The following is a 15,258-nucleotide window of genomic DNA, read 5'->3' as shown; positions in this document are numbered from 1 at the left end:
CGTCCCGGCGCGTCCGTTAGCGGCTGCGTGAGGTTGCGTGCCGAGCAAGCAGATCGGCATTCTACGTAGCTGTAAGCCGCTCGCAGATATGGTAATTCTGCCACTATGCGACACGATTCGTCGCCCACAGCCTTCGTTTCGTCGAGAAACGGCAAAAATTAAGCAATCCTACTGTGGTGTTAACGCTTTCCGCATTAGAGTGTGCCACTGGGGTACATGCCGGAGTTAATCCTGCCGAAAGGCAGCAAATGCAACGGCTGAACCAAACAGGTGGGGTGGGCGCTTCATAATTGTCCGCCATACCCGGAGGGCTAGGGCATAATGGATCGCACATCTCCCGCACGGGACAATTCGGACAACAATCGCAGCGCGGAGCTGACCCGCAAGGGCGCCTCCGGCCGTTACTTGCTGGCGCTCGAACCGCGCATGATGTTCGACGGTGCCGCGGTTGCGACCGTAGCCGAAGTGGCGGTCAACGCCGTCGCGCACGCCGATGCCGCGGTCGATTTCACATTGCCCGATCCGGGTCATGCCGCCCCGGCCCTTGCCTATCGTTCCGCCTTCGAAAGCGACCTGTTCCAGCACAGCCAGATGGCGCCCGGCACCCGGCCTGTTGCCATGGCCGGCTTCCTCAGCCGTGACGGACTGGCTCCGCTCTCCGCACCCGACAAAAGCGATCCGGCATCGCGCTTCCTGACTTTCCCCGGCGAAAGCATGGACCGCGTCCGGATCGATCCGGCCACCGGCGACCTGATCGAAGGTCAGACCGCGCTCGACACCACGAATCCGTCCAGCGCCAGCAGCACGCAGGATCTGGCGCCCGAACGTATCGCAGTCGACACGCTTGACGGCGGCGCGGCGATCGCGGGCACCGGCAACACTTTCATCTTCATCGACAGCAGCGTCGAAGGATACGAAGCGCTGGCGGAGGCCTGGGCCGATCAGGGCAAGGTCGTCATCATCGACAGCACGCAGGACGGGATGGACCAGATCCTGGCCGCGCTTGCCGGTCAGACCGAGATCGAGGCGATTCACTTCGTCAGCCACGGTGCGTCCAACACCTTCGTCATGGGCACGACGTGGTTCATGACCGACACGGTCACCGGCGAACTGGCGCAGAGCCTCGCCCTGATCGGATCGAAGATGTCTGCGGACGGCGACATCCTGATCTACGGCTGCGATGTCAGCGACAGCGCCCAGGGCCAGCAGTTCATCGACGCCTTCGCCGCCGTGACCAGCGCGGACGTCGCCGCATCGGACGACGGCACCGGCCACATCATCCTGGGCGGTGACTGGGATCTGGAAGTCCGCACCGGCACGATCGAGGCGACGACGCTTATCTCGACCGAATATGCCGGTCTTCTCCAGTTGACCAACAGCGGCGGCTGGCTCGATCTGGGCAACCAGACCTACCGCGCGGTGATCGACGGCGTGACGGTGACGATGCAGTTCGTCGACGGTGGCGGCGATTTCAACACCTTCGTCACCGCGGCGCCTTTCCGCTTCAACACGACGCGCGAAACGGTGAACAACGCGGCGACCGGCCTCGGCTTCATCTGGAACAATTCCGCCACCGCTGGTCAGGTCATCGTGACCTTCAGCGAAGCGATCGCCAATCCCATCCTCAACGTCGGCGCGCTTGGTGGCGTGTCGGGCGGAAACACCAACAGTTCGGTCTGGACGGTCGCCAGCGGTCAGACGCTCACCGAAGTTCGCGGGGAAGACCAGTTCGATACCACCACGAACAGTTTCCAGCGCCGGATCGTGACGCAGGGCAGCCTGCCAGCGACCGACCAGTTCCACCGTTCGGGCGCGGTGCAGGTCAATGGCACCGTCACCTCCGTGACGTTCAACGTCACGCGGGCCGGCGCACAAGGCGTGGGCGACGGCGTGGAACTGGGCTGGTCGCTCGACGATTCGCCCCCCTCTGTCGCGCTGACGCAGGACAATCTGATCACCAATGGTTCGTTCGAGAATGGCAATTCGCCGTGGACGTCGAACGGCCCGCTGGAGATCACGAACAACGAAGCTGGCTACGGCATCCCGCAGACGACCGACGGTGACTTCTTCATCGAAGTGGAAGGCGGAACCGGCGCGTCCTACATCCAGCAGACGATCACCACGGTCGCCGGGCGCGACTACGTCATCGAACTCGATGCCGTTACCCGCAACAATGCCAATATCGGTGATCGCTTCGAAATCCTCGTGAACGGCGTGTCGATCGGCACCTTCACGACAGGCGCGCAGTGGAACGCGTTCGGCGCGACCTTCACCGCCGATTCCGCCAACAGCACGATCCGCATCCAGAGCCTGGGGTCCCTGTCCGGCATCTCCGCAGGCGCGGCGGATACCGCCGGATTGATCGTCGACAATGTGCAGGTCTACCAGCAGGATCGCTACAACACCTATGTTCCGGGATCCGGCCTGCTCGAATTTATCGAAGCGGGCTCGGTGCTGAACGGCGATGCGACAGACGTCCTCAGCGGAACGACGATTACGCTGACCAATCCGCAGGCGGGCGACCGCCTTCTGGTCAACGGCTCCACCGCCACCAGCGGTACCGTGAACGGCATCGCCTATACCAACACCGGCACGCAGATCATCTTCACCGGCTCGGCGACGGAAGACGCCTACAAGGCCGCGCTGAACACGGTTCGTTACGAAAACACGCTGGCTGCTCCCAGCACCGTGCAGCGCGTGGTGTCCGTGACTTCGCGCGACAGCACGGATGGGCGGGCGATCAATTCGTCCAACACCGCGTTTTCCTACATCGACGTGAAGGTCGGCAACGTGCCGCCGCAGGTCGATCTGAACGGCGACGATCCCAATTCCTTCGTGAATGGCGTGGGCTGGACTCACAACACTGCCAATTCGCCGGCGGCGGAAATCACCGGTCCGACGGTCATCGCGTCTGGCGGCAACGAAACCCCCGGCCCCGGCCTTACCTACAACCTCAACAACTCGGTCGCCGTGATCGGCGGCGTGACGAGCGAGACCTATTCGGAAGCTCGCGCCGAGGGCGAGTACCTTCAGTACACCTTCACGACGGCAGCCGGGATTTCTCCCGGCGCGCTGCTGACGGCGTTCTACAGCGCCGACTGGGGCAATTTCCCGGGCGGCGCACCCGCACCCGGCTTCCAGATCGCGATCGAGGTTTCGTCCGACGGCTTCGCGACGTCCAATATCCTCGTACGTGATTACCAGGCGAGCGTGGCAGGCGGCGGAGCCTACGAAGGGCGCTTCAACGATATTCCCGACGGGTATCAGCTGAACCCCAACACCACCTACACCGTACGCGTATATTTCTACGCGGTGAGCAGCGGCACCAGCCTGGTGTGGGACGACTTCCAGGTCTTCGTAGATAACGAGACCTTGAACTACACGACCGCCTTCACCGAAGACGGCGCGCCGGTTTCCATTGCCGACGTCGACGCGTTCACCACCGATTTCGACAACGCGAACCTGCAATCCGCCTCGATCACGCTGACGAACGCGCAGGCTGGCGACCAGTTGCTGGTCAACGGTTCTGCGGCAGCCACCGGCACCCTCGCGGGCGGCATCACCTATACCATCAGCGGCAACACGGTGTCGCTGTCGGGCAATGCCACGCAGGCCGACTACACGGCAGCCATTCAGGCGATCCAATTCAACAACACGTCGCAGAACCCCAGCGACGTGGACCGGGTCATCAATGTCACCGTGAATGACGGGCTGGCGACATCGCGCACCGCGACGACGATCATCGACGTCATCCCCGTGAACGATGCACCCGTCGCCATTGCGCCTGCCGCGGACACCGCGGTCGATGCCGAAATCTACAGCTATAACGCCGCAGCCCTGTTTACCGATGTCGACGGCGGCGCGCCGACATATAGCGCGACCGGCCTTCCCGCCGGGCTGACCATCAATCCGACCACCGGCGTCATTTCCGGAACGCTGGACAATTCCGCCAGCCAGGTGAACGGCGGCGTTTACAACATCGTCATCACCGCCAACGACGGGCGGGGCGGCACGACCAGCACAACGCTGCCGCTGACGGTCACCAACCCGGCTCCGACTGCGACCAATGACAGCGCGACCACCGCGGAAGACACCGCAGCGACCATTCCGGTCCTCGCCAACGATACCGATCCCGATGGCGATGCGCTGACCGTAACCGCGGCCTCGGCGGGCAATGGCACCGTCACGATCAATGCCGATGGCTCGCTGACCTATACGCCGAACGCGAATTTCTTCGGCAGCGATACGATCACCTACACCATCAGCGATGGCGAAGGCGGTACGTCTACCGCGCTGGTCGCGGTCGCCGTTACGTCGGTCAACGATGTGCCGGTGGCAACGCCCGTCGGCGCGCAGACCGCCATCGACGGCCAGGTCGTCAATATCAGCGTCGCAACCCAGTTCAGCGATGCCGACGGCGATGCGCTGACCTACTCGGCCACGGGCCTGCCCGCCGGTCTGACCATCGATCCGGCCACCGGTGTCATTTCCGGTACGATCGACAATTCCGCCAGCCAGGTGAACGGCGGCAGCTACTCGGTCGTCATCACCGCCAGCGACGGCAATGGCGGCACCGCGACGCTGACCATCCCGGTGACGGTCACCAACCCGACGCCCACGGCGAACAACGACACGGCGAGCACGAACGAGGATACGCCGGTCACGATTCCGGTGCTGGCGAACGACACCGATCCGGACGGCGACACTCTGACCGTCGTCGCGGCCTCGGCCGGGAATGGCACGGTCACGATCAATGCCGATGGGTCGGTCACCTACACGCCGAACGCGAACTTCAACGGCACGGATACCATCACCTACACCATCAGCGATGGCGAAGGCGGTACCTCCACCGCGACGGTCACGGTCACCGTCGCGCCGGTCAACGATACGCCGACATCGGTCGGCTCGCTGCCCGCGCAAAGCTCGCTCGATGCGACGACGATCGCCCCGATCGACACTTCGGGCGCGTTCGCCGATCCGGAAGGCGACACGCTGACCTACACGGTCGCGGGTCTGCCCGCCGGCCTCACTATCGATGCCAATACCGGCATCATCAGCGGTACGCTGGACAATTCCGCGAGCCAGGGCGGCGCCTTGGGCGACGGGGTTTACACCGTCACCGTCACCGCGACCGATCCCGGCGGCCTCACCGCCACGCAGACCTTCACCTACACCGTCGACAACCCCGTGCCGGTGGCCGTGAACGACACGGCGACCACGGCGGAAGATACCCCCGTTACCGTCAACGTGCTGGCGAACGACAGCGATCCGGATCTCGACGCGCTGACGCTCGTCTCCGTCGTGGCCTCGGTCGGTCAGGCGACCGTCGTGGGCAACCAGCTGATCTATACGCCGCCTGCAAACTTCAACGGCACGGCTACCGTCACCTACACCATCAGCGATGGCGAAGGCGGCACGGCAACGGCCACGGCCACCATCACCGTTACGCCGGTCAACGACAATCCGGTGGCCGATCCGATCCCGACGCAGAACGTCAGCGATGCCGCCCCGGTTGCGCTGGCAACGGGCGGATTCTTCAGCGACGTCGACGGCGACGACCTGACCTTCTCCGCCGCGGGCCTGCCCGCCGGGCTGACGATCGACCCGGCCACCGGCCTGATCACCGGAACGATCGACAATTCCGCCAGCCAGGTGAACGGCGGCGTCTACACCGTGACGATCACGGCGGACGACGGCAACGGCGGAACGGTGACGCAGACCGTCACATTCAATGTCGCCAATCCGGCACCGACAGCGAATAACGACAGCGCCAGCACCACTGAAGACACCCCCGTGGTCATCCCGGTGCTCGCCAACGATACCGATCCCGACGGCGATACGCTGACCGTCACCGACGCCTCCGCGGCCAACGGCACGGTCGTGATCAATGCCGATGGCACGATCACCTACGCGCCGAACGCCAATTTCTTCGGCACGGATACGATCACCTACCAGATCAGCGACGGCGAAGGCGGCTTCAGCACCGCCGTGGTCACCGTCACCGTGGGCGAAGTGAACGACCCGCCGGTTGCGACGGGCGTCATCGCCGACCAGGCGAACGGCGATTCGGACGTCATTAGCCTGCCGGTGGGCGCAGCCTTCTTCGATGCCGATGGCGACACGCTGACCTACACGGCCATCGGTCTGCCTGCCGGGTTGACGATCGACCCGGCCACGGGCGTCATCTCGGGTACGATCGACAATTCCGCGAGCCAGGTGAATGGGGGTGCCTACACCGTCACCGTCACCGCGACCGACGGACGCGGCGGCACCGACAGCCTGACCTTCGACTGGCAGGTCGACAATATCGCCCCGCTGGCAGCGAACGATACCATCACCATTGCCGAGGATACGCCGACCAACATCGCCGTCCTCGCGAACGACGTCGATCCGGACGGCGACGACCTGACCGTCACGTCCGCATTCGCGGGCCACGGCACGGTCACGATCAATGCCGACGGAACGATCGACTACGTGCCGGATGCCAATTTCAACGGCACCGACACCATCGTCTACACCATCAGTGACGGCGAAGGCGGCAGCTCGACTGCGACGGTCGACATCACCATCACGCCGGTCAACGATGCACCGACGACCACGGGCATCCCCAACCAGAACGGGGACGATGGGGAAGCGGTCACCATCCCCACGGCCGGATCCTTCACGGACGTCGATGGCGACGACCTGACTTTTACCGCGGTCGGCCTGCCCCCGGCACTGACGATCGACCCGGATACCGGCGTGATCAGCGGCGTTCTGGGCAGCGACACTTCGGTGAACGGGCCCTACACCGTCACTGTCACCGCGACCGATCCGAGCGGCGAATCCGTCAGCACGACCTTCATCTACACGGTTCAGAACGTACCGCCCGTGGCAGTCAACGACACGGCGACGACGGCGGAAGATACCCCGGTCACCGTGGCCGTGCTCACCAACGACAGCGATCCGGACAACGACCCGCTGACGATCACCTCGGCCAGCGCGACCGGCGGGACCGTGGTGATCAACGCAGACGGTACGCTGACCTTCACGCCTGCGGCCAACTTCAATGGCGAAGCGCTGGTTACCTACACCATCTCCGATGGCCAGGGCGGCATCGCCACTGCGACGCTGACGGTCGACGTCACACCGGTAAACGATGCTCCGGTTTCGGAACCGATCGGCAACATCGTCAATGAAGATGCGCAGGCGGTTTCCGTCGACACGGGCGACTTCTTCTCCGACATCGATGGCGACACGCTGACCTTCACCGCCACCGGCCTTCCCGCCGGTCTGACCATCGATCCGGCCACCGGCCTGATCACCGGCACCATCGACAATCAGGCATCGCAAGGCGGTCCTGCTGGCGACGGGCAGTATTCGGTCACCATCACGGCAGACGACGGCAATGGCGGAACTGTCAGCCAGACCATCATCTGGGCAGTCACCAACCCGGCCCCCACCGCGGTCAACGATACGGCGACCACGGCGGAAGACACGGCCATCGATATCGATGTGCTGGCAAACGATACCGATCCCGACGGCGATACGCTGGTCGTCACCAGCGCAACGGCAGCCAACGGCACCGTCACGATCAACCCGGATGGCACGATCAATTACGTGCCCGACGCCAATTTCAGCGGCACCGACACGATCGTCTACGAGATGAGCGACGGCAATGGCGGTGTCTCGACCGCCAGCGTCACCGTGACCGTCACGGCGGTGAACGATGCGCCGGTCGCGCGCGACGACACGGCCACCACCAATGAAGACACGCCGGTCACCATCGGCGTGCTTGCCAACGACACCGATGTCGATGGCGACCCGCTGACCGTTACCGCCGCCACGTCGCCGGACGGCACGGTCACGATCAATGCCGACGGCACGATCGTGTTCACGCCCAATGCCAATTTCAATGGCACGACCAGCATCACCTACACGATCAGCGACGGCAATGGCGGCACCGCGACGGCGACGGTCGCCGTCACCGTCGTTCCGGTCAACGATCCGCCGGTAGCGAACCCGGATGCGGCGACGACGGCGGAAGATACGCCGGTCACGATCGCACCGCTGGTAAACGATACCGATGTGGACGGCGATCCACTGACCGTCACCAGCGCCATCGCGGCCAATGGAACGGTCACGATCAACGCCGACGGCACGGTGATCTACACGCCGGACGCCGACTTCAACGGCACCGACACCATCACTTACACCATCAGCGACGGCAACGGCGGCACCTCCACGTCGACCATCACGATCGACGTCACGCCGGTGAACGACGCGCCGGTCACGACCGGAATTGCCGCGCAGACCAGCGTCGACGCGGCCGTCGTGTCGCTCGACGTGTCGGGTTCGTTCTCGGATGTCGATGGCGACACGCTGACCTACGCGGCCACCGGCCTGCCGGCCGGCCTCACCATAGACCCGGCCACCGGCATCATCAGCGGCACGATCGACAATTCCGCAAGCCAGCTGGCGGGCGGCGTCTATTCCGTGACGGTCACGGCGGTTGACGGCAATGGCGGAACAGTCAGCACGACCTTCACCTACACGGTCACCAACCCGGCCCCCACGGCGAACAACGACACGGCCACCACGAATGAAGATACGCCGGTCGTCGTTCCGGTGCTCGGCAACGACACGGATCCCGATGGCGATGCGCTGACGGTGATTTCGGCCACGGCGCCCAACGGCAGCGTGGTGATCAACGCCGACGGGACGATCACCTACACACCGAATCCGAACTTCAACGGCACCGATACGATCACCTATCAGATCAGCGACGGCGAAGGCGGCACCTCGACAGCCATCGTCACCGTCACGGTCGATCCGGTGAATGATGCTCCGGTCGTCGATTCCGCTCCGCCCGCCATCGCCAATCTCGATGGCGAAGCGGTCAGCTACGACTTGTCCGGCACCTTCGCCGATGTCGATGGCGACACGCTGACCTACAGCGCCACCGGCCTGCCCGCAGGCGTGACCATCGATCCGGTCACCGGCATCATCAGCGGCACGATCGACAATTCCGCGAGCCAGGTCGGCACCGGCCTCTACACCGTCGTCCTGACGGCGAGCGACGCCAATGGCGGCACGGTTTCCACCACCTTCGTCTGGTCGGTCACCAATCCGGCGCCGACGGCGAACGATGACACCGCCTCCACCAACGAAGATACGCCGGTCGTTGTCGACGTGCTCCTCAACGACAACGATCCCGATGGCGATGCGCTGACCGTCATTTCCGCCAGCGCGTCGAACGGCACCGTCGTTATCAACGCGGACGGGACGATCACCTACACGCCCGATGCCAACTATTTCGGCACGGACTCGATCACCTACACCATAAGCGACGGCGAAGGCGGCACGTCGACGGCGACGGTCACCGTTACCATTGCGTCGGTCAACGATGCGCCGGTGGTGGACACCGCGATTCCGTCGCAGACGACCACGGACAGCGCGACGGTCAGCTACGATGTCTCGGGCAATTTCTCCGACGTCGATGGCGATACGCTGAGCTACGCCGCGACGAACCTGCCCGCGGGGCTCACGATCGATCCGGCAACGGGCGTCATCAGCGGCACCATCGCCGCCGACGCGAGCCAGACGAACGGCGGCGTCTATCCGGTCACCGTGACCGTTTCGGACGGCAATGGCGGCACCGTCACGACCACCTTCAACATCACCGTCACCAATCCGCCGCCGGTGGCTGCGAACGACACGGCAACCGTGCTGGAAGACGGCGCGGTGGTCATCCCCGTGCTCGACAACGACAGCGATCCCGATGGCGATGCGCTGACTGTGATCTCGGCCAGTGCCGCCAACGGCACGGTCACGATCAACGCCGACGGGACGATCACCTATACGCCGAACGCCGACTTCAACGGCAGCGACACGATCACGTACCAGATCAGCGACGGAGAAGGCGGGTTCGACACCGCAACTGTCGCAGTCACAGTGACGCCGGTGAACGATGCTCCGGTCGCCGCACCGCTGACCAACCAGTCGGACAGCGATGCCGATGTGGTCTCCGTACCCGTCGCAAGCGCGTTCACGGACATCGACGGCGACACGCTGAGCTATACCGCCACCGGGCTTCCCGCCGGTCTCACCATCGACCCGGTCACTGGCGTCATCAGCGGCACCATCGCGTCCGATGCCAGCGTCACCAATGGCGGCGTCTACAGCGTCACCGTGACGGCCAGCGACGGCAATGGCGGCACGGCGTCGACCACCTTCACCTGGACGGTCGACAACCCCGCCCCCACCGCGAACAACGATGTCGCGACGACGGCGGAAGACACGCCCGTCCTCATCGACGTGCTGCTGAACGACACCGATCCGGACAATGACGCGCTGACGGTGACGTCCGCCACCGCGGCCAATGGCTCTGTCGTGTTCAATCCGGACGGCTCGATCACGTACATTCCGAACGCGGACTTCAACGGCACCGACACGATCACCTACACGATCAGCGATGGACAGGGCGGCACCGACACGGCCACCGTTACCGTCACCGTTACGCCGGTGAACGATGCGCCGGTCGCAGCGACCATTCCCGATCGCTTCGCCAACGACAGCCAGACCGTCAGCGCCGATGTTTCGCCCTATTTCAGCGACGTCGACGGCGACACGCTGACCTTCAGCGCCGTCGGCCTGCCGACCGGCCTGACCATCGATCCTGTTACCGGCATCATCAGCGGCACGATCGACCCGGCCGCGAGCGCCACCAACGGCGGCGTCTACACCGTCACCGTGACGGTGAGCGACGGAAATGGCGGCGTGGTGTCGACCGATTTCACTTGGACGGTGGCCAATATCGGCCCGGTTGCGACCGACGATGCCGCGTCCACCAACGAAGACACGCCGGTCAATATCGACGTGCTGAACAACGATACCGACCCCGATCTCGACCCGCTTTCGGTCGTCTCCGCCACGTCGGCGGAGGGCACCGTGGTGATCGAGGCCGACGGTACGCTGACCTTCACGCCCAATGCCAATTTTAACGGCACGGCCACGATCGACTACACCATCACCGACAACAACGGCGGGTTCGCCAGCGGAACGGTGACGGTCACGGTCTTCCCGGTCAACGACGCGCCGGTTGCGGGCACTGTGCCCGCGCAGGCCGACAATGATTCCAATGTCGTCTCGCTCGATACTTCGGGCGTGTTCAGCGATATCGATGGCGATACGCTGACCTATTCGGCCATCGGCCTGCCCCCGGGCCTCACCATCGACCCGGTCACCGGCGTGATCAGCGGCACGATCGATGCGGACGCCAGCCAGACCAATGGCGGTGTCTACACGGTCACCGTCACGGCGGACGACGGCAATGGCGGCACGGTCCCCACGACCTTCACCTGGACCGTCGCCAACCCGGCGCCGATAGCGACCAACGACCTGGCGACCACGCCGGAAGATACGCCGGTCGTCATTTCGGTCCTCGCCAATGACAACGATCCCGATGGCGATCCGCTGACGGTTACTGCAGCCAGCGCAACCAGCGGCACCGTCGTTATCAATGCCGATGGTTCGATAACCTACACGCCAGCCGGGAATTTCAACGGCACGGATACGATCACCTACACGATCAGCGACGGCAATGGCGGCTTCGACACCGCCACGGTCACGGTCACGGTCACATCGGTGAACGATGCACCCGTCGCCGGCACGATCGCCGATCAGGTATCGAGCGATTCGGACGCCGTTTCCATCCCGACAGCCGCGGTCTTCAGCGACGTCGATGGCGATACGCTCAGCTACAGCGCGGCGGGCCTGCCTGCGGGCCTGACCATCGATCCCGCCACGGGCATCATCAGCGGCACCATTGCAGCCGATGCCAGCCAGACGGGCGGCGGTGTCTACACCGTCACCGTCACCGCCGACGACGGCAATGGCGGCACGGTGTCGACGACGTTTACCTACACCGTCACCAACCCCGCCCCGGTCGCGGCAAACGACAGCGCCTCCACGACAGAGGATACGCCGGTCGTCATCGACGTGCTGGGCAATGACAACGATCCGGACGGCGACCTGCTGACCGTGGTCTCCGCCTCCGCTCCGAACGGCACCGTCACGATCAATGCGGACGGCTCGCTGACCTACACGCCGAATGCTGACTTCAACGGCAGCGACACCGTGACCTACACCATCAGCGATGGTCAGGGCGGCTTCTCCACGGCCTTTGTCGATGTGACGGTCGCCTCGGTCAACGACGCACCGGTGGTCGATGCGCCGCTGGTCAGCCGCACCAATGCCGATGCGGACGCGGTCTCCTTCTCCGTCGCGGGCAATTTCTCCGACGTTGACGGCGATACGCTGAGCTACAGCGCCACCGGCCTGCCGGCAGGCATCACCATCGATCCGGTCACCGGCATCGTCGGCGGCACCATCGACCCGGCGGCAAGCCAGGTCGGCGGCGGCATCTACACGGTTACCGTGACTGCCAGCGACGGCAATGGCGGCACCGTGACCTCCACCTTCACCTGGACAGTCACCAACCCCGCCCCGGTCGCGGCGAACGATACGCTGACGACGGCGGAAGATACGCCTGCCACCGTGGCAGTTCTGGCGAACGACAACGACCCGGACGGCGACGCGCTGACGGTCGTTTCCGCCACCGCCGCGAACGGCACGGTGACGATCAATGCGGATGGTACGCTCAGCTATACGCCCGACGCCAATTTCAACGGCACCGACACGATCACCTACACGATCAGCGACGGCAACGGCGGCTTCGACAGCGCGACCGTAGCTGTGACGGTGACGCCGGTGAACGACGCGCCGGTCGCGAATCCGGAAACCTTCTCGGCCTCTGAAGATACGCCGCTGACGCTCAATGTCCTGGGCAACGATACCGACGTGGATGGCGATCCGCTGACCGTTACGGCCGCGACTTCGCCGAACGGCACGGTCACGATCAACCCGGACGGAACGCTGACGTTCGTCCCGGCGCCTGACTTCAACGGCACGACCACCGTCACCTACACCATCAGCGACGGCAACGGCGGCACGTCCACCGTCACCTCGACGATCGTGGTCGCTCCGGTGAACGACCCGCCGGTCGCCACGAACGACACGGCTACCACCAACGAAGACACGCCGGTCAATATCGCCGTGCTCGCCAACGACAGCGACGTCGACGGCGATCCGCTGACAGTGACTGCCGCGACTTCGCCCGATGGAACGGTGACGATCAATCCGGACGGCACGATCACCTTCGTGCCGAACCCGAACTTCAACGGCACGGCGACGATCACCTACACCATCAGCGATGGCAACGGCGGCACGGACACCGCCACGGTCGCGGTGACGGTCAATCCGGTCAACGATGTGCCGGTCGCGGCGAACGATACCGCGACCACGGCGGAAGACACGCCGGTCACCATTCCGGTGCTGGCGAACGACACCGATGCGGATGGCAATCCCCTGACCGTGGTCGGCGCGACCTCGCCCAACGGTACGGTCACGATCAATCCGGACGGCACCATCACCTTCGTGCCCAACCCGGACTTCAACGGCCCGGCGACGATTACCTACACCATCAGCGACGGCAACGGCGGCTTCGCAACCGCCACGGTCGCGGTCACCGTGACGCCGGTCAACGACCCGCCAGTTGCGCTCGACGATAGCGCGTCGATGCAGGAAGACGGCACGCTGACGGTGCCGGTGCTGGCGAACGACAGCGATGCCGATGGCGATGCGCTGACCGTCACGGGGGCTACCTCGCCGGACGGCACTGTCACCGTCAATCCGGACGGCACCATCACCTTCGTGCCGAACCCGGACTTCAACGGCACGGCGACGGTCACCTACACCATCACCGACGGCAATGGCGGCACCGATACCGCAATCCTGACCATCGCGGTCGCGCCGGTGAACGATGCCCCGGTGACGCAGCCCGACACGGCCACCACGCCCGAAGACACGCCGGTGACGATCGACGTCCTGGCCAATGACGGCGACGTCGATGGCGATCCGCTGACCGTGGTCGAGGCGACCTCGCCCGACGGTACAGTGACGATCAACCCGGACGGCACCATCACCTTCACGCCGGCGCCGGACTTCAACGGTCCGACGACGATCACCTACACCGTTTCGGACGGCAATGGCGGCTTCGTCACGCAGACCGTCACGGTGAATGTCGGCCCGGTCAACGACGCGCCCGAAGTGGTGCAGCCGCTTCCCGCCGCCAGCGGCGACGATGCCGACGTGATCACGATTCCGACCGCGTCGAGCTTCACCGACGTGGACGGCGATCCGCTGACCTTCTCGGCCGCCGGTCTGCCCGCAGGGCTGACGATCGATCCGGCGACGGGCGTCATTTCGGGAACGCTGGATAGCGGCGCCTCCATCGGCGGCCCGAACGGCGATGGCACTTATACCATCACGGTCACGGCGAGCGACGGCAACGGCGGGACGGTCAGCACCAGCTTCACCTTCACCGCCACCAATCCGCCGCCCGTCGCGGTGAACGATGCGGCGCGGGTGAACGAAGACGGCCAGGTCACCATCCCGGTCCTGGCGAACGACAGCGATCCGGATGGCGATGCACTCACCGTCATCTCCGCGAGCGCGCCCAACGGAACGGTGACGATCAATCCGGATGGCACGATCACCTACACGCCGAATCCGGATTTCAATGGCACGGACACGATCACCTACACCATCAGCGACGGCAATGGCGGCACCGCCACGGCCACCGCAGTGGTCGCGGTCACCCCGATCAACGATCCGCCGGTGGCAAATGCCGATGCCTTCACCGGCACGGAAGACACGCCGCTGGTGCTCGATGTGCTGGCGAACGACACCGACGTCGATCGCGACCCGCTGACGGTCACTGCCGCCAGCTCGCCGGACGGCACGATCACGATCAATCCGGACGGTACGCTGACATTCGTGCCGAACCCGAACTTCACCGGCACCACCACCGTCACCTATACGATCAGCGATGGCAACGGCGGCACCTCCACGGTGACCTCCACCATCACCATTGCCGCGGTCAACGACCCGCCGGTCGCCACCGACGACGTCGCCACCACGGACGAGGATACGCCGGTCACCGTGGATGTGCTGGGCAACGACAGCGATGCCGATGGCGACCCGCTGACGGTCGTCTCCGCCAGCTCGCCCGATGGCACGGTGACGATCAATCCTGACGGCACCATCACCTTCGTGCCGAATGCCAACTTCAACGGCACCACGACGGTCACCTACACGATCAGCGACGGCAACGGCGGCACCTCGACCGCGACCGTCACGATCGGGGTCACCCCGGTC

General features: G+C 64.8%; 1 protein-coding gene. It reads left to right on the top strand.

The genetic code is table 11. From position 1 onward, the window contains the following. Nucleotides 1-321: 321 nt before the first annotated feature. On the top strand, nucleotides 322-15,258 hold a 14,937-nt coding region (locus tag ACXYN8_RS00475; RefSeq protein WP_458887302.1), incomplete at its 3' end, for an Ig-like domain-containing protein.

Source organism: Altererythrobacter sp. CAU 1778, from assembly GCF_054482795.1.
This window is presented reverse-complemented; position numbering and strand designations above follow the sequence as displayed.